General features: G+C 71.7%; 11 protein-coding genes. 6 read left to right on the top strand and 5 right to left on the bottom strand.

Going from position 1 to position 22,205, the window contains the following annotated elements; genetic code table 11:
* The coding region (locus QHF85_RS31245) for a zinc-ribbon domain-containing protein (protein WP_281331027.1) at positions 1–308 on the bottom strand (308 nt) is incomplete at its 3' end.
* Between the two features lie 185 nt (positions 309–493).
* On the opposite strand from QHF85_RS31245, the gene QHF85_RS31240 reads away from it, so the two are divergent.
* The 5 genes from QHF85_RS31240 (at position 494) to QHF85_RS31220 (ending at position 12,579) form a co-directional block, all read left to right on the top strand.
* On the top strand, positions 494–1,087 hold the full coding sequence (locus QHF85_RS31240) for a peptidylprolyl isomerase (RefSeq protein WP_281331026.1): 594 nt from the start codon (positions 494–496) through the stop codon (positions 1,085–1,087).
* A 28-nt stretch (positions 1,088–1,115) separates the two neighbouring features.
* Positions 1,116–1,412: a polyhydroxyalkanoic acid system family protein gene (locus QHF85_RS31235; protein WP_281331025.1), complete on the top strand. Its 297-nt coding sequence runs from the start codon at positions 1,116–1,118 to the stop codon at positions 1,410–1,412.
* 379 nt (positions 1,413–1,791) lie between these two features.
* Positions 1,792–6,534: a hypothetical protein gene (locus tag QHF85_RS31230; protein WP_281331024.1), complete on the top strand. Its 4,743-nt coding sequence runs from the start codon at positions 1,792–1,794 to the stop codon at positions 6,532–6,534.
* Between the two features lie 32 nt (positions 6,535–6,566).
* A complete protein-coding gene (locus tag QHF85_RS31225; protein ID WP_281331023.1) occupies positions 6,567–11,564 on the top strand; it encodes a hypothetical protein in 4,998 nt (1,665 codons plus the stop codon).
* Entirely contained in the window at positions 11,530–12,579 is a 1,050-nt protein-coding gene (locus QHF85_RS31220; protein WP_281331022.1) for a formylglycine-generating enzyme family protein, read from the top strand. The genes QHF85_RS31225 and QHF85_RS31220 overlap by 35 nt, the downstream gene beginning before the upstream one ends.
* A 49-nt stretch (positions 12,580–12,628) precedes the next feature.
* Here the strand turns inward: QHF85_RS31220 and QHF85_RS31215 are convergent, their stop codons facing one another.
* On the bottom strand, positions 12,629–14,101 hold the full coding sequence (locus QHF85_RS31215) for an HAD family hydrolase (protein ID WP_281331021.1): 1,473 nt from the start codon (positions 14,099–14,101) through the stop codon (positions 12,629–12,631).
* A 166-nt stretch (positions 14,102–14,267) separates the two neighbouring features.
* Between QHF85_RS31215 and QHF85_RS31210 the strand changes: the two genes are divergently transcribed.
* The gene (locus QHF85_RS31210; RefSeq protein WP_281331020.1) at positions 14,268–15,917 is read left to right on the top strand and encodes a hypothetical protein; all 1,650 of its coding nucleotides are present in this window, start codon (positions 14,268–14,270) and stop codon (positions 15,915–15,917) included.
* Between the two features lie 112 nt (positions 15,918–16,029).
* Here the strand turns inward: QHF85_RS31210 and QHF85_RS31205 are convergent, their stop codons facing one another.
* The 3 genes from QHF85_RS31205 to QHF85_RS31195 form a co-directional block, all read right to left on the bottom strand.
* On the bottom strand, positions 16,030–20,487 hold the full coding sequence (locus tag QHF85_RS31205; RefSeq protein ID WP_281331019.1) for a M36 family metallopeptidase: 4,458 nt from the start codon (positions 20,485–20,487) through the stop codon (positions 16,030–16,032).
* A 213-nt stretch (positions 20,488–20,700) separates the two neighbouring features.
* Positions 20,701–21,498 (bottom strand): DnaJ C-terminal domain-containing protein, encoded by a 798-nt coding sequence (locus QHF85_RS31200; protein ID WP_281331018.1) that lies wholly within the window; start codon positions 21,496–21,498, stop codon positions 20,701–20,703.
* Between the two features lie 74 nt (positions 21,499–21,572).
* Complete coding sequence (locus QHF85_RS31195) at positions 21,573–21,995, bottom strand: hypothetical protein (protein ID WP_281331017.1); 423 nt, start codon at positions 21,993–21,995, stop codon at positions 21,573–21,575.
* Positions 21,996–22,205: the final 210 nt, after the last annotated feature.

Raw genomic sequence — 22,205 nt, 5'->3', positions numbered from 1 at the left:
GCGGCGGGCTTCGGCTTGGCGGCGGGGAGCACGGGCGGCTTCGGCGCGAGCGGCGCGGCCGGCGCCTTGCCCGGCGCGGGGCGCGGGAGGAGCGGCTCCGTGCCGCCCTTCGCGCGCGGCGCGACCGGCGAGGGGAGATCGATCTCCTCGCCATCTCCGAGGCCCGCCGCCGGCGCCGCGGGCTTCTTCACCAAGATGCTGGTGCCGCATTTCGAGCAGCGCATCTTGAGCCCCGTCGCCGGGATCCGTCGTTCCTCCACCGCGTACGGCGACTTACAGGAGTCGCACTCGACCTTGACCATGCTCATGCCTTCGAGGGGCCCTGGGGCGCGCGATCGTTCCGCGTTGGTCACTTCTACCAGGGTTTGAGGCTTCGCGGCTCTTTTGCGACACGACGAGGGCGCGCGAGCGCGGGGGGCAACGAGCGGACGAGCGGCGCGGATTCGTCGCGCGCTTCCGCTGGGCCGGGGAAATGTGCTAACGCGCTCGCCCCATGCAGAAAGCGACCGCCTTCCTCTTCGCCGTGCTGGTCCTCGGGGCCATCGCGCTCGTCGTCATTCCGGCAGCCGGTCGCCGCGGAAGCACTTCCACCGACGCCGCCACGGCCGACGCGGGCACGACGAGCGACGCGGGCGCGACGGCGAGCGCCGACGCAGGCGCGGAGCCCTCGGACGCGGGCGCGAGCGGGGAGCCCGGCGGCGAGGCGGAGCCGACGGGACCGGTCGACGCGGGCGGGACGTTGCTCCTCACGGGAGAGGCGCCGCCGCCGCTCGCGGGTGAGGCGCCGAAGTCCGTGATCTTCGGGGTGATCCTCGTGCAGTACAAGGGCGCTCAGGGCGCGCCGACGAACGCGCGGCCCCGCGAGGAGGCGCTGACGCTCGCCAAGCAGCTCGCCGAGGAGGCGAAGACGGACTTCAAGGCGGCGGTGGCGAAGGGCGACAAGGGCTCGATGGAGAACGCGGGGCGGCTGCCGCGCGGAATTTTGGAGCCCGCGCCGGAGTATGTTCTCTTCAGCCTGGCCAAGGGCGCGGTGAGCGAAGTGGTGGACACGCCGCGCGGCTACTGGATCGTGCAGCGGGTCGAGTAAGGCCACGACGGCAGAGGGGACGGACGCGATGGCGCAGATCGACATCCAGAGGCCCCACGGCATGAGCCAGGACGCGGCGCGGCGGCGCGCGGAGGATCTGGCGAGGCGGCTGGAGAAGCGGCGTGGGGTGCGCTGGCGCTGGGAAGGCGACGAGCTCTGCCTCGACGCGCCGAGCGGGCCCGCGAAGGGAACGCGAGGGTCGGTGCGCGTGACCGCGGAGGCCGTGCGGATCCGGGTGGAGCTGCCGCTCTTGCTTCGCCCGATGCGCCCGGTGGTGGAGTCGAAGCTGCACGAGAAGCTCGACGCGATGCTCGGCAAGGCCTGAGAGGGTGTTCCACAGGCGTCGCGAGCGGCTCGAGGCTAGGGAGGCCGAGCGAGGCGTACACCGTACGTCGAGCGAGGCCGACCGACGCATCGAGCCGCGCAGCAGCCTGTGGAACACCCTCTGAGCGAGCGGGCGGACCGGGCAGGGCCCCCACGGGCGCCCGGCGCGGGGCTTTCGCCCACGGATCGGGGCAGCCGCGGCGAACGTGCTCGCGCGGGAATGCCCGCGCATGGCGGCGGCGCGCGCGATCGTCGCGATCCGTCGCGAGCACGCTTTACTCCCGACGCACCGTTTGGCTAGTCTCCCCACGCAGCATGCAATGGTCCAGAACCCCGTCTCCGCGGGAGGCGCGTCGAGCCCAATGACGGTAGAGACACCCATGCCCACGGGCCAGGCCGAGGATGCGGCGGCCTTCCTCAATCGTTTACGGTCCGAGCACGCCGCGCAGGAGGACAAGGCGCTCCAAGCCCTGCTCCTGCACGAGTCCGGCGTCCTCGAGGAGAAGCACGGGGAGGAGCCGTCCGCCGCGCGGGACTACCTCGCGGCGTTCAACGCGGATCCGCAGAACCGCGAGCCGCTCGAGGCCCTCGTCCGGATCCTGACCCGGCGCAAGTCGATCAAGAACCTCGGGAAGCTGCTCGAAGCGCTGACACGCGCCTCCGTGACCGCGGAGGAGCGCGCACGCGCGTTCTGGGAGCGCGCCGCGTTCTTGCAGGACTACGAGCAAAATCTTCCGGGCGCGAAAGAAGCGCTCGAAGAGGCCGTGAGCGCGAGCCCCGAGGACCCGACGCCGTGGCTCGAGCTCGAGCTCATCGCGGCGAAGGACGGGGATCTGCCCGGCCGCATGCGCGCCATCGAAGCGCGCGCCGAGCTCGCGAACGATCCGACGTGGAAGGCGTTCCTGTTCATCGAGCTCGCGGAGCTGTCGGCCAAGGCCGGCGACGCGCAGCGCGCGTACGATCTGATCGACGCGGCCGCCGCGCTGGATGGTCAGGGCCGTTTCCGGTCGCAGGTGACGCTCGAAGCGATCGCGGCGCGCGAGGACAACCCGACGGCGCTCGCGCGGGCCCTCGAAGGGCAAGCGCAGCTCATCGAGGAGGCCCTCGAGGACGAAGGGCGCGGCGACGCGAGCGGCGTGCCCCGCTTCGCGCGGCGCGCGGAGTACGCGGCCGACGCATGGCTGCGCGCGGCAGAGCTGAAGCGGCGCGCGGGTGATCAAGAGGGCTGGGTGAAGCTGCTCTCGCGTGCCGCCGAGCAGCTGCCGCAGTCGTCGGTCATCGCGCGCTCGCGGCTCGCGTCGCTCGAGGCGAACGGCGACGCGAAGGGCGCGGCGGATCTCGCGCGGGCCGAGCTCGCGCGAGGCGCCCCGGGCCCGGCCGCGGCGGCGCTCTGGCTGCGCATCGCCGAGGCGGCGATGCTCGACAACGACCGGGACGGCGCCCTCGCAGCGCTGCGCAGCGCGCTCGAAGCCGACCCGGCGTCGATCATGGCGCGCGCGCTCGAGCTCGATCTGCTGAGCGACGCGCAGGATCCGGCGGCGCTCGCGCGATCGCTCGAAGCGTCGGGCGCGTCGTGCCCGACGAACGACGCGAAGGCGCGCGCGGAGATCATCGCGGCCTACGTGTGGGCTTGCCAGGCCGGCGACTCGGACGCCGCGAAGGCGGCGATCGGTCGGGCCGCGGCGCTCGGTACGCCGGGCCCGCTGCTCGCGCGGATCGCCCGCACCCTCGCCTCCGTCCGCGGCGACGCGGCGTGGTACGAGCAGGTGACGGCGGAGCTCGTCGCGAGCGGCGCGGAGCCGGGCGAAGAGGCGAGCCTCTGGTTCGAGCTCGGTCGGAGCCGCGCGATCCGGGGCGACGCCGACGGCGCGGCCGAGGCGTTTGCGAAGCTCGCGATGCTCGACGGCGACGCCTCGATGTGGCTCGGCCGCGTGCTCGCGGCGTACGCGCTCGGCGCGAAGAAGGCCGCGCCGGGCGAGGTGATCGCGGTCCGGCCAATCGCGTCGACGATCGAGGAGCTCGCGAAGGTCGAGACGGACCCGAACCTCGCGCGGGGCCTCTGGGTGGTCGCTGCACTGCGCAGCACGCGCTCGGGCAACGTCGACCAGGCGCGCGCGCGCCTGCGCGAGCTGCACGAGGCGTCCCCGTCGGACGAGGTGGTCGCGCTCTTCCTCGTGGAGCTCGAGCGCCGCGCGGGGGACCTCGCGGCCGCGTCGAACATCCTGTCGACGTGCGCGACGATGACCGAGGACATCGAGCTCGGCGCCGCGCTCTACCTGGAAGCTGCGCTTCTCACGTGGCGGATCGGCGATCGGCAGAAGACGATCGAGCTCATCGAGCAGGCGCGCGGCAGCGCGTCGAAGGCGGCCGCGGCGCTGCTCGCGTGGGCGCTGCGCGGGGCCGATCCGGACAGCCTCGACGGTCGTCGCCGCGCGCTGCTCACGGCAGCGGAGGCGGGCGCGGATCCGGCGAGCATCGCGATCGAGCGCTTCGGCCTGGAGGTCGGCCAGGGCGAGGCGGGCGATCGTGCCGAGGCGCTCACGGCGCTGGAGACGGCGGAGGCCGAGGGCTCGGGCGACATCACGGTCGCCGCGGGGCTCGCGCGCCTGACGTGGCCTGATGCGCAGAGTGACCGGGCCGCGATCGATCGCGCGCTCGATCGGCTCGAGGATCAGGGCGACGAGGCGACGGCGATCGCCCGCGCCGAGGCGTTCCGGCTGGCGCGCGTGGTCGATCAGGATCCGGGCGCGGCGGTGTCGCGCGCGGCGGCCTGGGCAGACGCGGAGCCGAAGCTCTACGCCGCGCTCGAGTGGCTCGGCGCGTCGCTCACCGCGAAGGATCGCGACGCCGAGGTGGCCGCGCGCCGCGCGGTGGGCGCGTTCCTCGACGACGAGCCATGGTCGGCGATGGAAGCGTCGGCCGCGCTCGTCGCGATGCTCGATCAGCCGAGCACGCCGCAGCCCTTGCTCGCGGGGACGTCGGACGCGACGCGCCTCGCGAACCTGGAGCTCGCGATGCCCGGCTGCGATCCGCGCCGCCGCGCGTTCGCCCTGCAGCACGTGGGCGGCGCGCTCGGCGAGGAGGCGGGCAGCGACGCGTCGGCGCTCTCGGGCTGGTCGGAGCTCGCGGCGGGCAACGTGGAGGCGGCGCTCGCCACCTTCCGCGCGGCCGTCGAGCGTCGCCAGGACGACATCGTGTCGTGGGAGGGCGTGCGTGCCGCGAGCGAGGCGCTCGGCGATCACGTCTCCACGGCGCTCTCGCTCGCGCAGCTCGGCGCCCTCAGCAAGGACGACGGGCGCGGCGCGGCGTTCTGGGAGTCGGCGGGTGTCATCCTGCTCGAGCACACCGACGCGCACGACGACGCGGAGATCGCGTTCGCCCGCGCGTTCGATCGGGATCCGAGCCGGAGCGTCGCCTTCGACAAACTCTTCCGTCGCGTACGTTCGCGCAACGAGGACGACAAGCTGCTCGACATCATCGGGCGCCGCCTCGACGTCGCCGACGACGAGGCGGAGATCGGCAAGCTCTTCTGGGAGCGCGCGCGCGTGCTCCGCAAGAAGGGCGATCGGGAGGGCGCGCTCTCGGCGCTCGAGAACGTCACGATGCTCGAGCCCGACCACGTCGGCGCGCTCGCGCTCGCCGGCGAGATCTCGATCACGATGGGCAAGTTCGCCGAGGCGGCCGATCTGCTCGGCCGGCTCTCGGTCATCGGTGAGGCGCCGGCGCAGCAGCGGCTGATGTCCGGCGTCGCGGCGGTGGACATCTACGAGAACAAGCTGAACGCCCCGGAGAAGGCGCTCAAGGTGCTCGTGGGTCTCCACGAGGCGGGCCTGTCCACGCCGCCCGTGCGCGAGCGCCTCGCGCGCGTCGCGGCGAAGACGGGCGCCTGGACGCGCGCGACGGCGATCCTCGAGCAGCTCATGCAGGAGCGCGACAAGCGCGAGGGTCGCATGGAGGCCGCGCGGCTCGCGATGGCCATCTGGCGCGACAAGGTCAACGAGCCGCTCAAGGCCGAGTCCTCGGTCGTGAAGCTGCTCGACGAGTCGCCGGACGACGGCGAGGCGCTCGATCTCGTGCTCACCACGAGCTACGAGGCGTCGCTCCGCCAGCGTCTGCTCGGCCGCGCGAAGAGCGTGCTCGTGCAGAAGCTGTCCGAGGATCCGTGCGACGCCGACCGCGTCGAGCGGCTCGCGAAGATCGCGCAGGCAGGGCAGGACGCGGCGCTCCGGCAGGCGACGCTCGGCTGCCTGGTCTCGCTCGGCCGCGACGACGACGCGATCTCCACGGAGCTCAAGCGGATCGACGGTCGCGTCGCGACGCGGCCCCAGATCGTGCTCGACGCGAAGGCCATGGCCGAGATCGCCGATCCGGAGGACAACGGCCCGATCGCGGAGCTCTTCGTGCTCATGGCCGAGACGGTGACGCTCGCGCTCGGCCCGACGCTCGGCTCGCTGAACGTCGGCAAGAAGGAGCGCGTCGACTCGCGCGGCGGCCACCCGCTGCGCGTGGCGGTCGCCGAGTGGATGGGCGCGGTGGGCTTCGAGGGCGACTTCGAGCTCTACGTCGGCGGCCCCGAGCCGAAGGGCGTGCACGGCGTCGCCGGCGAGGTGCCCGCGATCGTCATCGGGTCCGGGATCACGGCGCCGCTCGACGCGGCAGCGCGCTCGGCCATCGCGCGGACGGTCTTCGCCCTGCGGCGCGGGATCACCTCGCTCCGCACGCGCGACGAGGCCACGGTCGCGTCCGTGGTCATCGCGGCGTGCAACGAGGTCGACATCAAGGTCGCGAACCCCGGGTACGCGGTCTACGGCGAGATCCAGCGCGCGGTGCACAAGGAGATCTCGCGCAAGATCCGCAAGAGCATCGGCGAGGTCTGCCAGAAGGTCGTGTCGAGCAAGCAGGACGCGCGCGCGTGGACGAACGCGGCGCGGCGCAGCCTGGATCGCATGGCGGTGATCGCCGCCGGCGACGTCTCGATCGTGCTGAGCGACATCGTGAACGTGCCGCGGGATCAGCTCGGCTCGGTGGTCACCGAGAACGAGCGCTCGCGCCGCCTTCTCTCGTTCGTGCTTTCCCCCAGCTACCTCGAGCTGCGCAAGAAGCTCGGCATGGGTGTCCGGTGAGCGACGACTCTGGAGCAAAGGATCAAAGCCCCGTGAGCGAGCCCGAAGACGAGATCGACCTCGCAGAGGACGCGATCGACGACGACGACGACGACGCGGCGACCATCATGGCGCACGTGCCCGACGAGCTGATGCAGTCGCTGCGGAACTCCCGCAACGAGCCCGAGATCGGCGAGATGAGCTCGCGCATGAAAGAGGACGCGCGGCACGAGATGCCCACGGTCCCCGAGGAGGACGGGCTGGTGGAGGCCCTCGTCGACGAGACGAAGGCGCCGCCTGCCGCGGCGGAGAGCGCCCACGACGCGGTCACGCCCGCGGGGCCGTCGGTCGTGGAGACGCCGGTGGCCGCGGTCGTGACCGAGGTGGAAGCCCACGACGACGTCCCTGCGGCGCCGTCGCGTCGCGAGCGCGCGCCCGTCGCGGGAGCGCCCACGTTCGACGACGAGCAGGACGCGAGCGCGCACCTCGTGCGCACGCAGCAGCGCGACGCGTGGGCCGAGCGGGCCGCGTGGCTGCGCGCCGAAGCGGAGGCGATGGAGGACAAGGCCGCGCGCGCGCGAGCGCTCGTGGCGGTGTCCGAGATCTACGCGATGGCAGGCGAGGAGCAGACCGCGCGCGCGATTGCCGCCGAGGCGCGCGAGCTCGCGCCGAGCTCTCCGCTCGCGCATCGCCAGCTCCGCGGCTTGCTCGCGCGCGACCAGGACTGGCAAGGCACGATCGATGTGCTCGACACCGAGGCGCGCATCGCACCCACGCCGACCGCGCGCGCCCACGCGGCCGTGCTCGGCGCCGAGGTCCTGCGGATCCGCCAGGAGGACGAGGAAGGCGCGCAGAAGCGCATGGATCTGGCCCAGCGCTCGCTCACGTCGGATCCACGCCCGCACGTGCAGCGCTTCTGCGAGGCGCTCGGCGCCGCGGACGACACGTTCACGAAGGTGCGCGCGCCGGAGCCGAGCGAGCTCTCGGCGCTGCGTGACGCGTTCACGCAGGTCGCGATCCACCGCGGCGTGGTGCCGCGTGGCCTCCGGGGCGTCGTCTCCGCGTACGACGCGCTCCTCCGTGCGCGCGCGGCGCTCGAATCGGGCGACGTGTCCCTCGCGGTGTCGAGCCTCGGGCGCCTGCACAGCACCGCCTCCCTCAAGGGCGGCGCGGGCTGGCTCGCGGGCATGCTCGCGGCCGCGCGCAAGGACACGCGTCCCGGCTCGATCGACGCCCTGCGCGGCGCGCTCGACGGCACGCACGACGCCGACGCGCGGCGCGCCCTCGCGGCCCGCGCGATCGAGCTCGGCGACGCCGCCGCGGCGCGCGCGGCCGTCGAGGGCAGCGACACGATCGCGTTCTCGGCTGCCGATCGCCTCTCGTTGACGGCGCTCACCGGAGGCTCGCGCGAGCTCTTCGAGCAGGCCGTGGAGGCCGCCGCGGGCGACGACGAGCTCGCGCCGCTGCTCGCCGCGGCGAGCGCGGCCTCCCGCGAGGCCGACGCGACTTCGAGCAGCGTCATCGGCGCGGGCAGCCCGAACGCGCGCGCTGCCGCCGCGCTCGGCCGCGCCCTCGGAGATGCGCGCCCCGACGGCAAGCTCCTCGGCGAGAGCGACGCCCTCGCCGCGGCGATCCTCGGCTACAACGAGTACGCCGCCGACAGCGGCACGGGCCGCGCGCTCAAGCTCGAGCTCGACCTCGAGTCGAAGGCCGGCGCGCAGGTCGCCCGCGCCGTCGCCGCGTGGCGCGGCGCAGAGGACGGGGACCGCGACAGCGCGCTCGCGAGCGCACTCCTCGCCGAGCTCGCGGGCGACGCGGAGCTCGCGGCCGAGGGGTACGATCGCGCTCGCCAGTCGGATCCGGCCCACGAAGGCGCCGCGCGCGCTCGCGCGACCGGCGCCGACGCCGCGACCGCGTCGAGCGTCCTCGCCGGCCTCGCGCAATCGATCGAGCCGGGCACGCGCGCCGCGCTCCTGCTCACGGAGGCGGCGATCCGCTTGCTCGAGGTCGAGGTGCCCGACACCTCGATCGACGACGAGCGCGACAAACTCCTCCGCGGCGCGGCCGAGATCGACGCGCGCCTCCCGCTCTCCGTGCACCTCGGCGAGCGCACGGCGCGCGGCGTGGGCGATCGCGACGGCCTCATCGAGTGGCTCCACCTCCGCCGTCAGGCGAGCGAGGATCCGATCGAGCAGGCCCGCGACTTCGTGCGCGAGGCGCTCATCACGCCGGAGGGCGCCGCGCACGGGGCGCGCTTGCTCGCGCAGGCGCTCACGGCGCGGCCCGACGACATCGGCCTGCGGGAGCTCTACGAGCGCCTCTCGCCCGAGCGTCCCGCGGATCGTGCGTCCTGGCGCGCCGAGCGCGCCGTCGCCTCCACGGGCCCCGATGCCGCGCGCTTCTCGCTCGAAGCCGCGCTCGAGTTCGAGCGCGACGGCGACCTCGAGAAGGCCGCGGCCCTCGCGCGGCAGGCCATTGCTGCGGGCGAGACGCTCCTCGCGCCGCTCTGCGCGTACCGCGCCGCGCTCGCGGGCCATGGCACGAGTGATCTCGTCGACGGCCTCTTGCAGTACGCCCGCGCGACGGAGGATTCCGTCGAGCGTCTCCAGGCGTACGAGCGCCTCGCCGAGCTCGACGAGCTCGGCCGCGGTGACGCGGCGAGCGGCCTGCTCTGGCGTCGCACGATCCTCGAAGAGACGCCGTCGCACCTGCCGACGCTCCGCCGCGTCGCGAGCGCCCTCATCGCGGGCGGCCGCGACGAGGAGCTCGAGCCGGTCGTCTTCACGCTCGCGAGGACGCTCGAAGGCCCCGAGGCCATCGCGCACGCGCACCTCTCGGCGCGCCTGCGCCTGCGCGTCCTCGGCTGGGACGAGACGCGCGAGCCGGTCGAGATCGCCTATCGCAACGAGCCTCGCGGGCTCTGGGCACTCCGCCAGATGGCGGCGCATGCCCGCGCGCGTGGGGACGAGGCGACGGCACTCGAGGCCGATCTCGAGCTCGCGAACCGCACCGAGCGCGCCTCCGAGATCGCCACGCTCTCGCTGCGCGCCGCCGAGTCCGCGGCGCGCGCGGGTCAAACCGAGAAGGCCCGCGAGCTGCTCGACAAGGCGATCGAGCTCGTCCCTGGTCACCTCGTGGTGCACCTCGAGCGAGCCCGCGCCCTCGAGCAGATCGGCGACGCCGTGGGCGCCGCGACCGCGCTCGAAGCTGCCGCGCAGACCAGCGCGACGGCCGAGGAGCGCGTGCGCAACCTCTACCTCGCGGCCGTGCTCTGGGCCGACAAGACGAGCGAGACCGAGCGAGCGCGCGGCGCCTTCGAGAGCGTCTTCGCGGTCGATCCCTCGTACCTCGACGTCTTCCAGCGCTTGCAGGCAATCTATGTCGCCGGCGGCGCGCGGGCCGAGCTCGCGGCGCTGCTCGAACGACGCCTCGACGCCGTCACGGATCCGGCCGAGCGTGTCGAGATGGAGGTCCTGCGTGGCCGCGCGCTCGCCGACGTCGGCGACGCGGCGGCGGCGAAGCAGGCCCTCGCGGCGGCGCTCGATCAGAACCCCGACCACGTCGAGGCTCTGACGGCGTTCGCCGACGTCTGCGCGAGGGAAGAGGACTGGGGCGGCGCGGAGCAGGCCTGGATCCGGCTCGCGCGCCTCGTCGCGGAGCCCGAGCGTCAGGCCGAGCTCTACATGCGCCTCGGCGACCTCTACAACGGCCCGCTGCCGAACGCCGAGCGCGCCGAGCTCTCCTACCAGGAGGTCTTGAAGCGCTTCGCGAACAACGAGCTCGCGCGCGAGCGCCTCGTCGACCTCTACAAGAACCTCGGCGACACGGCGAAGGCCCTCGAGCAGCAGACGATCCTCATCAACAACGTCGAGGAGCCCGAAGCGAAGTGCCGTCGCACGACGCAGCTCGCCGAGATCTACGAGGCGATGGGCGACCTCAAGAAGGCCGAGCAGACCTTGCTCCAGGCGCGCAAGACCTGGCCCAAGGACGACGTCGCGCTCGGCGCGCTGGCGAGCTTCTACCAGCGCACCGATCAGGCGCAGGCCGCGAACGTCCTGCTCGATCGTGCCGTCGCCGACGCGCGCCGCGCGCTCGGCACCGGCCGCTTCGAGCCGTACCTCTTCAGCACCGTCGCCACCGTCGCCGATCTGCGCGGCCGGCCCGAGGTCGCGCGCATCGCGCGCGGCAGCGTGCTAGCCCTCGACGGCGGCGCGGTCGATCTCGCGGGCGCGGGCGCGGCGGCCGGCGACATCGCGCTCGACGAGCTCCTCGCTCCCGACGTGATGACCCCGGCCTTCCGCGACCTCCTGCAGCGCACCGGGCCGATGCTCGACGCCGCCGTGCCGTTCGACGTCACGTCGGTCCGCGCGACGCCCTTCCCGCCCCCGCAGGCGCACCTCGCCGAGGAGATCAAGGACCTCGCCCGCGCCTACGGGATCGAGGATCTCAAGGTGCTGCAGTCGTCCACGCTCGGCTCGGTGTGCATCGCCGCGAGCGCGCATCCGCCGACGATCGTGCTCGGCGCGCCGCTCGTGGCCTCGACGAACGAGGCCGTTCGCTCGTTCCTCGTCCACCGCGCGCTCAAGGTCGTCCAGGCGAACGCCACGGCCTTCTCGCGCACCGCGCCGATCGACCTCTGGCCGCTGCTCGCCGCGTACCTCAAGGCGTTGAGCCCTGGGTTTGCCCCGCAAGGCGTCGACCCGGCCAAGCTCAACGACGCCTCGGCGCGCGTCGCCAAGGCGCTCCCGGCGAACCTCGATGCGCAGGTGCGCACGCTCGCGACGGACGTCATCGCCAACATCGGCAACCGCGCCTCGACGCTCAACACCGCGGTGAACGGCTGGGGTGCGCGCGCGGGCTTGCTCGCGGTCGGCGATCCCAACATCGCGCTCACGGGCATCGCCTGGGCGGGCGGCCACACGAACCAGCCTCCCGCCTCCGGCAAGGAGCGCCTCACCTGGATCGGCCGCAACGCCGAGGCTCGCGAGCTCATCGTCTTCTCGGTGAGCGACGCGTATGCCGACGTCCGCGCGCGCCTCGGCCTCGACTGATCCTTCCCTCCTGCGCTTGGCCTCGCGCCTGCTCCTCCCTGCGGCGGCCCTCTTCCTCGGGGCCGCCGCTTGCTCCTCCCCGGACGCCTCGCCCGCGCCTTCCCCGCCCGCGCCTGCGGCCTCTCTGCCGCCTGCGCCCGCGCCCGTCCCCTCGCTTGCGCCGCCGCCCGAGCCCTCCCGCTGCGCCGCTGTCGCCTGCGCCTCGATCGAGCGCTGCGACGAGGCCACGGGCGCGTGCGTCCCGCATTGCCCTGCTGGCGAGGTTTACATCCCGAAGACCGGCCCGGACGGCTTCGTCATGGGCAAGGGTTTTACCTTGAATGGCGGCGCGCGCCGCCTCCGCAAGGGGCACCAGCCCGACTCCGATCGTCCCCACCGCGTCGTCCTCACCCGCCCGTTTTGCATGGACGAGACCGAGGTCACCGTCGCCGCCATGAAAACGTGTGTCGACGCGAAGACCTGCGACCCGCCGAAGAGCCTCGAAGTCTTTGCGAACTATCCTCGCCGCCCGGATCACCCGGCCAACGAGGTCTCCTGGGACAAGGCGAAGAAGTATTGCAAGGCCCAAGGGAAAGACCTGCCCACCGAGGCGCAATGGGAGTGGGCGGCGACCGGCGGCGACGGACGCAAATGGCCCTGGGGCAATGACGAGCCCACCTGCGAGCACGCCGATTTCACGATTGGCGTCCTCGTCTCACCCGGCGGCGACTCTGGCTGCCATGGCGGCGGCACCTCGCCCGTTCGTTCACATCCGAAGGGCGACCGCCCCTGGCCCACCGGCACGCTCCACGACCTCGCGGGCAATGTCTGGGAGTGGTGCGACGACACCTACGCCAAATATGGCGAAGGCCCTGTCACGGATCCCCACGTGCAAAAGCCCGGCGTGCTCGTGCACGTCGTGCGCGGGGGCGGCTGGAATCGATCGAACCTCGGCATCCAGACGGCGTTTCGTGGCGCCGCCATTCACACCTACGAGGTCCCCGGGCTCGGCTTTCGTTGCGTGCGGAACCCTTGAACGCCCGGGGAGGGCCCCGCGCGGAGCCCTCCCCTCGGCCGACGCGTGATCAGAACACCGTATCCATCTGATCCGGGATCGCCTCCCCCGCCTCGTTCGAGCACGCCATCCCGACGCCCGCCGCGTCCTTGCAGCCCGTCGTCGAACACGGGTACGGCGCCGCCTTTTGCGGGTTTGGCAGGATGAACATCGGATTCACGATCCACTTGTCCATGTAGTTCGCGTACGCGTTGCACATGAGCTCGTTCTTGTTGCGGTTGATCGCGAGCTTCAGCACCGTCGCGTCCTGCAGGAACGAGATGTCCGTATCCGAATCGCCCGCGCCGAACACCGGGCGCTTCTTCATGTCCACGTTCGGCTTCTCGGCCTCGGGGCCGGTCACCCCGTAGATCACCTTGTTCATCCAGCAGCGTTTGCCCTCGATGTACGTGATCATCGTATTGCCCATCGGGCTGCCGCCGTTCCCCGAGCCATCCGCGACCGACCCGCACCCCTCGAAGTCGTACGTGAGCTTCCCTCCCCCGTCGAGCAGGTTCCGGATCGCAATCACGTGATCCGCGGCCACGGCCACCCGCTCCGCGAACGCCTCCACGTTCGGCTGCGGCGACGCCGACAGCACCCACACGTCGAGCCCGTTCTTCTGCATCACGTCGATGAGGTCCTTGATCTGATCGTAGATTCGCACGTAGGCATTCACCGACGTCGTCCCGATCGTCTGCTTCGACCCCTCCGCCGCGGCGAGGCCCTCCTCGATCGCCGTATTCGCGAATCCCTTCATCTCGGCCGGCGTGTATCCCGCCTGCACCTGCGCGGCCCAGGCGTACGCGGGCTCCATCGTGCGATAGTTCCAGGCCTCGAACGCCGCCTTCGTGTCCACGGTCTTGCCCGTCGTGTACACCGCGAGAATCTCGTCGGCGCATTCCGCGTTCGTGCTCGTCGGCAGCGGCATTCCCGCCGCGACCAGCGATCCGCACGCCTTGTTCAGCGCGTTTTGCGCTTCATTCGTCAAGAAACGGCTCGTCGTGCGCCAATCCTTGTTCGGCGGCTGCATGATCTTGTCGTTCTTCACGAGCCAGAAGAACACGAGATCCCCCACGTCGTTCTTGATGACCGTGTTGTCCCAATCGAAGATCGCGACGGGCTTCTGCGTGGGATCGTAGGACGCGCCGTTCACCCCGACCTCGTCGATCATCTTGTCGAGCGTTTCGCGGTTCTGCCCGTACCACACCAGACTCGTATCCAGATCGGGCGCCGCCATCGAGCCGCCCGCGCCCCCGGCCCCGCCCATGCCGCCGGCCCCGCCCATGCCGCCCGCGCCGCCCATTCCACCGGCGCCGCCCATTCCACCGGCGCCGCCCATTCCGCCCGTGCCACCCATTCCCCCGGTGCTGCCCATCCCGCCGGTCGCGCCCGCTCCCGCGTTTCCGCCGGCCCCGTTCTCTCCCTCGTCCGTGCATGCCGCCGAGAGCGTCGCCACCCCCACAACGAGCGCGACGGGAAGAAAAGATCGAATCTTGATCATGGCAAGGATCCCCTTTCAGAGATCACCCTACCACGGAAAGATCGAATCCCGCGAACACCATTTTCGCGACATCATGGTAACAAGGTGATCCATTCCCTATTTCCACACGCAAAAGCCGCTCCACGGCGCGAGCGCGGCTGCTCGATTCGATCCACGCTCACGGCACATGGCCTCCCCCCCGGCCCCTCGATTCGCGCAGAGCTCCCTCGTCCGCCTCGCGCTCCTCGGCCTCGCCGCATGTTCTCCCGCGCCGAAGGCCGATCGGCACGCAGCCGCCGCGCCCGCCCCGCCCGACCGCGCCGCGGACGCCGTGAAGCCCGCGCCAACACAAGGCCCCTCGTTCGAGCGCGAGGCCCGCGGCGAGAAGCTCCGCCTCGTCTTCCACGCCGATCCACTCCCGAATCTCGTCTACCAGCTCGATTGCATGGCCGGCCGCCACCCTTGCTCCCGCGCCGCCTACGAGGCCCTCTGGCAGAACGATCTCGGCTGGGACGACGAGGATCGCCGCGCCCTCGAAGCCTTCCGCGAGATCCGCGAATCCTGGAACGGCCGCATCGAGCTCCGCCGCCCCGCCCCCGTCGCCCCCCTCCCTTTGCCCCACGCCGATCGCACCGTCGCCGCACGCCTCGCGATCGCCGGCCTCGTCGCCCGCACCCCCGACGAGCACGTCCGTTTCCTCGGCCTCGTCACCACGCCCGCCGACGCGCAGCGCGCCCAGGCCCTCGTCGACCATTTCCGCCCTCGATTCGATCGATACTGGGAGCGCGAGGGCCGCGCCCATTGCGAGGCGTCCGCCGAGAAGCTCGCCGACCTCTTCCAGCGCGAGGGCCTCACGAGCCACGTCGAGGCGCTCGTCGGGTTTTACCAGGCCGACCTCCCCGACGGCGCCCCGCTCCATTTCCACCTCATGGCCCGCCCGGCCCACCGCTCCGTCGACGCCGCCCGCCAGATCGGCGGCCACGCCGTCATCGAAATGCCCGCCGGCGAGACGCCCGAGGCCCGCGCCCCCGTCGTCGTCCACGAAATGCTGCACCACCTGCACGCCGCCGCGACCGACGAGCGCCTCGCCGCCCTCTCCCGCGCGTTCGTCGAGACGAACGACCCCCTCGCCCCGGCCTCGTATGCCGTGCTCGACGAGGCCCTCGCCACCGCGCTCGGCACCGCCAAGGCCATGCAGCGGCTCGATCCGCCGGGTTTGTCCCGAAAGCTCGAAGCGCCGATGGGCCTTTATGCCGAGCCCACCATCGACCGCGTCGCCAAGGCCGCGCTGCCCTTCCTCGAGGCGCGCCTCGCCGAGGGAAAGGGCCTGCACGACCCCGGCTTCGCCCCCGGCTTCCTCGCCGCCGTCCGCAAAGCCTTCCCGGAGGGCCTGCCGCCCCTGGCCCACGCCCGCCCCCTCGTCGCCGTCGTCGCGCCCGGGCTCTGGCCGGCCTTCCACGCCCTCGACGGCGCCGCCATGGCCTCCTCGCTCGGCGGCGCCACCGCCTCCGACGCCATGCGCGCCCCCGAGACCCCGAATCTCTTCGCCTCGCGCCCGCACTGGGGCGGCGCGTTTTTCGTGACACACGCCGAGGTCGCCGACCTCGCCCGCTTCGAAGAGCCCATCGGCGCCGCCGCCGTCGCCGCGATCACCGCCGAGGCCCGGCGCGCGCGCGCGTTCGTGTATTCGACGCAGAAGAGCCCCGGCGTGTATCGATTCGTCTTCGTCGCCGACGACCTGCCCTCGATGAACGACCTCGTCCGCGCCCTCGCGGCCCAGCCCGCGCCGTTCGAGGGCGCGCTCGAGGTCGTGGCGCGCCACCCGGCCGCGCATTGACGCGACGCTGAGCCCGCGGCCGCCACAAAAAGGCGCCGCCCGCGCCGTCGCGAGGACGACGCGGGCGGGCTCGGCGGGGCGCGATGGCTCGCGCCTCGCCGGTTCGGCCCTTTCAGGACCGCTTGCTGCTGCGGCGGCGCTTGGCGAGGAACGCGCCCACCATTGCGAGGAAGCCGCCCACGGCGCCCACGCCGCGCGCCGGCGCCTCGTCGCCCGGCACGGAGCAACCGCAACCGCCGACGACGACCGGCTCGTCGTCGCCGCCGCTGCCGCCCGCGCCGCCGGCACCACCCTCGCCGCCCATTCCACCGGCGCTGATGCCGCCGCCGACGCCACCCGCGCCACCGGCACCACCCTCGCCGCCCATGCCACCGGTACCACCGGCGCCGCCCATACCACCGGCGCCACCCATACCACCGGTGCCGCCCATACCGCCGGCACCACCGGCGCCGCCCATACCACCGGTGCCGCCCATACCACCGGCGCCACCCATTCCACCGGTGCCGCCCATACCGCCGGCACCACCGGCGCCACCCATACCACCGGTGCCGCCCATACCGCCGGCACCACCGGCGCCGCCCATACCGCCAGCGCCGCCCATACCGCCGGTGCCGCCCATACCGCCGGTGCCGCCCATACCGCCGGTGCCGCCCATACCGCCGGCGCCACCGGCGCCGCCCATTCCGCCGGTGCCGCTCGAGCTCGAGCTGCTCGTCCCGGCCGGCGGCTGCACGAGCACGTCGACCGTGTCCGTCGCCGAGGCCTGACCGTCATTCACGGCCAGCTGGAACGTGAGGAGCGTATCCATCGCGACGTTCGGCGCGACGAAGTCCGGATTCCCGCTGCTCGCCCCGTTCAGCGACACGCCCGGACCGACCTGCTGCGTCCACGCGTACGTCAGCGGATCGTTATCGGGATCCGAGCTCCCGAGCCCCGTGAGATTCACGGTATCGCCGCTCGTCACGACCTGATCCGGACCGGCGTTCGCGACCGGCGGCAGGTTCTGCTCGTCGCAGGTCCCCTGATCCGACACGATGCTCGAGAACGGCATGTTCGCGAGGCCCGTGACGGACAGGCTTTCGACGAACCACCCCTCGGTGCCGACCGCCTCGTCCGTGCCGATGCGGAAGCGGATCTTGAAGGTCTTGCCGGCGAACTGGGTGCCGAGGTTGATGCTCGTCGTGATGTTCGTGCCGCTCGTGAAGTTCGCGCTCTGCCCGGTGAAGCCCTTCTGGCCGAGGAGCGGATTGCCGGCGGTCGCGGTGCCGATCGTGCCGTTGTAATTCGCGCCGAGGTTCGCGAACGTATTGATGTTGACCCAGGTCTGACCGCCGTCCTGGCTCAGCTCGATGATGCCGCCGTCCCAGTTCACGGCCGGCGTGCCGCTCCGCTCGAACTGATAGCGGTGCACGAGCGACATCGTCACGTTGCCATTGCCCGCCACGAAGTCGGGCGACTCGTACCGCTCGTCGGAGATGCCCGCGTTCGCCTCGCCGTGGCCGACGACGTTCGACGACGTCGTGAGCGGCCGGACCCGCGCCCACTTGTTGCTCGGGCCCGACGCGTTCTTCGCCGTCCACGTCTCGATGTTGCTCTCCCAGAGCTCCTGCGTCGCGCTGTTCGGCACGCTGTCGAAATGGGCCTTGCGCACGCTCGACGAGCTGACCGTCGGCGCGCAGGATCCGGGCGCGGAGACGTCGACCTTGAGCTGCAGATCCGTGATCGCCGCGACCGAGTCCGCGAGGGCGATCTGCAACGTCGTGACATTCGAGGCGAGGATGTTCGTCGACGGGAGCACCGCGGTCGCGCCGTTCGGGAACGACACGTTCGGGTTCGTCGAGCTCACCGTGACCGTGCCGCCGACGAGCGGGGCCCAGCCCTGGTTGCGCACCTCGACGGTGACCAGACCGATCTCGCTGTTGTCGAGAACGCCGTCGTTGTCGCAGGACAGCACGCTGTCGTCGATGTTCGCCGAAACGATCACCGCCTGCGGCGCCGCCTCGAAGCTCTCGGTCACGCCCACGTTCGTCGTGGAGTTGCGCGGGGGCGAGACCGCGCAGGAGCCGGCGCCGCGAAGGGCGAAGCCGGTCGCGAGGTCCTGGAAGTCGTCCACGTTCGCGGCGATGGCCGTGGCGAGGATGCCGTCGCGCTGCTCGGTGAACGTCGGGTTCGCCGGGGCGAGCTGCATGCCGCCGGTCAGGTAATTGGCCATCTTGCGTTTGGCCTGGTCGAACGTGTGCCGCGGCGTCGCGGAATAGGCGTCCTCGAGGATCTTCGCGTAGCCCTCGAGCACCATCGTCGCCCAGATCTCGCCGGTGTTGTGCACCTCGGCGTTATCGGCGGCGATCGGCTGCGACGGAATGCCGACCGGGAGCGCCTCACCATTCTGGATGTGCTTGAACGTGAGCGCGTTCTTCGTGAAGTCCGTCGTGTAGGGATAACGCCGGATCCCGAAATACGCGCTGTCGCCGAACGTCGCGCCGCCGTACACCGCGGTCGCGTACACGCCGTTCGGATTGTCGCCCTCGCGAATGAGCATGTGCAGCGCGACGGTATCGCCCCAGCCCTCGCCCATGCCGCGGGCCTGCACCGAGCCCACCGCGACGAGGCGGTTGTGGATGTAGTGACCCCACTCGTGCGCGGCGACGCCGTTGTCGATCGTGCCGTCGCGCTTGATGTTGTCCCCGCGGAACATGGTCGCGCTGACCGGCCCGACCTGAAGCGCCAACCTCAGCGCGTCGCCCACGTCCTTCGTCACGCCGAGCGCGCCGATGGCGACGGGAATGGGCGGATCCGATTCACCCATCGGGCTCGGCGGCAGGCCGGGCGTCAGGTGGTTCGCGACGATGATGCCGACGGCCCCCGCGTTCTCGGCGTTGTCCGCCTTCACGTTGAAATCGCACGAGCCGCGGTCGGCGAGCACGATCTTCCCGGTATAGTTCCCGACGAGCGCCTGGCAGGCGTCGGTGAACGTGCCCGGCGTCGCGTTCGTCGTCTCCGTGGAGTTGTCGAGCGCGGCCATGACATCGGCCGTGATGTTGAACGTCTGCAGACCGAAACTCGCGACGCCGGTCGGATAGGTCGCGCCGCCCGGGTTCACGGTGAGGCTCGCGTTCGGCGGGCCGCTCCAGACGAACATCTGCATCCGCGGCTGGGTGCCGTCGGACGGCGTGCTCATGTTCGCGTTGTCGAGCGACGGCGTCGCGTTGTGGTAGCCGTCCTGCGCCTCGGCCTTGATCGCGTCATTGCCGAGGCCGCCGCGGCCGTAGTTGTTCACCTGCGCGTTGCCCGCGGCCTCGTTGAAGCCCGAGTCGTACCAGTAATCGTGCAGGTAGTTGTTCAGGAAGAAGAGCTGCGTGATCGCCGCCTTCACCTGATCCTGCGTCACGTCGGGGTTCGCCGCCGTGTCGTAGACGCGGTCGAAGACGCCCGGCGCCGTCACGTCCGCGCGATATTCGCCCGCGCTCAGGCCGTCCGGATCCTGGTGATCGACGTACGCGTCGACGTTGTTGCCCGACGTCTCCGTCGCGCCCACGGGCAGCCACGGATCGAACCCCCCTCCCGGGTTCGTATTGAAGCCGTCGATCGTGATGAGGACCGGCGCGATGTACCCCGGCGCAGATCCGTCGGGGTTGCCCGTCGGATGCGGCGCGTAGTCCGCCATCGGGCCCTCGGTCGGCGTGTACTTCGGCGCGCCGTCCGACCAGACGCGGTACGTGTACTCCGCTTCGTGCGTCCGATCCGCGCGCATGAGGAGCCGCCCGTCGTCCGCGGCGATCACGTAGGCGTAGAGCTCGTCGTTGTGCAGGCCCTTCTGGCCGCCCCAGATTTCGACGTAATACGCCGACACCAGCCGATCCGGCATCGGGAAATAGACCTTCTTGATGCGCGCCGGCCGCGTGAGCTCGATGGCCACCGTCTCGGGCGTACCGACGAGGTCGAAGAAGTCATAACCGTGCTCGGGCTGCTTTTTGTTCTTGAACGCGCTCGCGGGCACCTTCGTCGCGAAGAAATCGTTGAATGCGCGGGCGACGGCCGTCTCGGCGTTCAGCGAGAAGTTCTTGCCGCGCTTCATGCCCGACGTGGCCGACGGGTGCAGGTTGCCGGCGATCGCCACGAGCTCGCGGCTCTGCGTCATCAGCACCTTGACGTCGTTCTGGAAGACCTCGATCCCGTCGACGTTCTGGCGGAACACCACGATGATGCCCCCGCCCGTCACGTCGTTGACCACCGCGGGCACAGCCGCGTCGATCGCGTTCTTGCCGACGCCGTAGAGATACGCGTAGTGCTCGAGGTAGAGCCGCGCCGACGCCGCGGGCGTCGCCGTCATCGCCCCCGGCGCCTTCCAGCCGCCCTTCGGCGCCCAGAAGAACGTCGGCACGCCGCGCTTCTCGTCCACGCCCGTCACGCCGCCGACTCCCGCTCCGTGCAGGCTCTGCAGCGGGCTCACGGAAACGGCCGGGGCGTCGTCGTAGGCATGGTAGTTCGGCAGCTCCATGTCATTCGCGCGCGCCGCGGATCCGGCGAGCAGCGTGAGGAGAGCCGTGGCATATCGAGCAGAGCGCTTCATGATTCCTCCACGCAAGAATCTTCGTGGTGATCCCGCAGGCACGCGCCGCGAGCGAGGTTTCGGGTGATCTCGGACAAGGATTGGCCGCCCGTCGCGCGGCGCACATCCCCTGTACCCCTTCCGCGAACGGAAGGGAAGCCGTTCCAGGCCCGCCGCGGCGCCTCCCGTGCCCCACCGTCGCCGCGCGCGCGCGGCCTCGATCCCCGGGCGACGCTAGCGCCCGAGGACGAGCGCCCCGATCACCGCCGCGATCAGCGCCACACCGAGCGCCGCGCTCCTCCAGAGCCCCTGCATCCGCCCGGATCGACGCGTGTCGAGCCGGTCTTCCATCCCGTCCGCGATCGACGCCTCCACGGTGAAGGTGACAATCTGGTCACCACGGTGACCTTCGACGCTCCGTGAACGATATGGATCGGCCGTTACCTCCGCAGGAATGGGCAGGGGCTCGGCGCCGAGTCGCACCGCGCCAAACCCGGAGAGCCGCATCGAGGCCCCGGTGACCGTCCCGGCGGGCACCGGGATCATGCGCTCTCCATCGAGGACGGGCACCTTCACGCGCCCCCCGCGCCGCGCGATCTCCGGATCGATGCGTACCTCGACGAACAGATTCACGCCCTCGCGTCGCAGGCGCGGGTGCGGCGCCACGATCACCTCGATCATCAGGTCTCCGGGCCGCCCCCCGCCGAGCGGCGCCTCGTCCCCCTGCCCTGCGAGCCGCAGGATCTGCCCGTCGTCGATGCCCGCCGGCACCTTCACCGTCAGCGTTCGTTCGTGCGAGACGCGCTGTTTGCCCAAACAGACGGGGCAATGCCGGCCGGGCAGACCGGCCACCGGAGCGCCATTTCCGTTGCAGGTCGGGCAGCGCGCCTCGTACGCCGCATGGAGGACCTTGCTCGCGCCGGAAGCGGCCTCCTCCAGCGACACGAGCATCGGCACGCGCCGCTCCCGCCCCGACCCCGCGGTCGGGCTGCGAAAGAATTCCTCGAAGATCGCCTGGAATTGATCCGCCATGGGCCCGAGCCCGTCGGGATCACCGCCTCGTCCGTCCTGCCCCGCCATCTCGGCTCACGCGCCCCCTCTGGCAATCACGCCGTGCGGCTTCGTTGCTGAATGCATTCACGCAGCGCCGCCTCGAAGCCCGCGCGGGTATGGTGCACGCGCACGCCCGCCATCACCACGCTCGCCGCCTGGATGCCGAGCGCCACGAGCTTCGACCGCACGATGAAATGGGCGACGTCGTTCGATTTCCCGAGGTCGCGCGCCATCTCGGTCAGCCGCGTCCGGGCGGGCGACTCGTAATCGGTCATCTCCTCCCAGTCGTGAAAGCCGGCGATCCCCCCGTCCTCGGCCACGACCCTGCGCGCCATCGCCTCGATCGCCGTCGCGCCCTGCGCGTCGAGGCAGCCCGCCACCCGCGTCACGAAGACGCGCCGGGCGGGCCGCCACAGCCACACCGTCGCCCGCGCCGTCTTCGTGATCTCGGCCTTGTCGACCGGGAGAAGGTCCATCCCGAACGACTACCGCGCGGGGCAGAACGCGTCAATTCCGTCGCGACGTGACTGCCCGCGCGAATCCTGCCGCAACGGAAAATGGCGCTCCTGGAAACGCTTGTCACTTTGGCAGCGCGCGGCGCGCCTCGCGCCGGAATGTCGCGATCCTGGCGAACGGGGCGCGTGTTCTCTCGGCAAAACGGGCCCGCGCGGGCCTGGCACCAAACT

This window comes from Polyangium sp. 6x1 (assembly GCF_029946515.1).
Classification (GTDB): Bacteria; Myxococcota_A; Polyangia; order Polyangiales; family Polyangiaceae; genus Polyangium.
This window is presented reverse-complemented; position numbering and strand designations above follow the sequence as displayed.

Coding starts and splice junctions, on each gene's coding strand:
- QHF85_RS31240 (WP_281331026.1), top strand. CDS start 494: ATGCAGAAAGCGACCGCCTTCCTCTTCGCCGTGCTGGTCCTCGGGGCC.
- QHF85_RS31235 (WP_281331025.1), top strand. CDS start 1,116: ATGGCGCAGATCGACATCCAGAGGCCCCACGGCATGAGCCAGGACGCG.
- QHF85_RS31230 (WP_281331024.1), top strand. CDS start 1,792: ATGCCCACGGGCCAGGCCGAGGATGCGGCGGCCTTCCTCAATCGTTTA.
- QHF85_RS31220 (WP_281331022.1), top strand. CDS start 11,530: ATGCCGACGTCCGCGCGCGCCTCGGCCTCGACTGATCCTTCCCTCCTG.
- QHF85_RS31215 (WP_281331021.1), bottom strand. CDS start 14,101: ATGATCAAGATTCGATCTTTTCTTCCCGTCGCGCTCGTTGTGGGGGTG.
- QHF85_RS31210 (WP_281331020.1), top strand. CDS start 14,268: ATGGCCTCCCCCCCGGCCCCTCGATTCGCGCAGAGCTCCCTCGTCCGC.
- QHF85_RS31205 (WP_281331019.1), bottom strand. CDS start 20,487: ATGAAGCGCTCTGCTCGATATGCCACGGCTCTCCTCACGCTGCTCGCC.
- QHF85_RS31200 (WP_281331018.1), bottom strand. CDS start 21,498: ATGGCGGATCAATTCCAGGCGATCTTCGAGGAATTCTTTCGCAGCCCG.
- QHF85_RS31195 (WP_281331017.1), bottom strand. CDS start 21,995: ATGGACCTTCTCCCGGTCGACAAGGCCGAGATCACGAAGACGGCGCGG.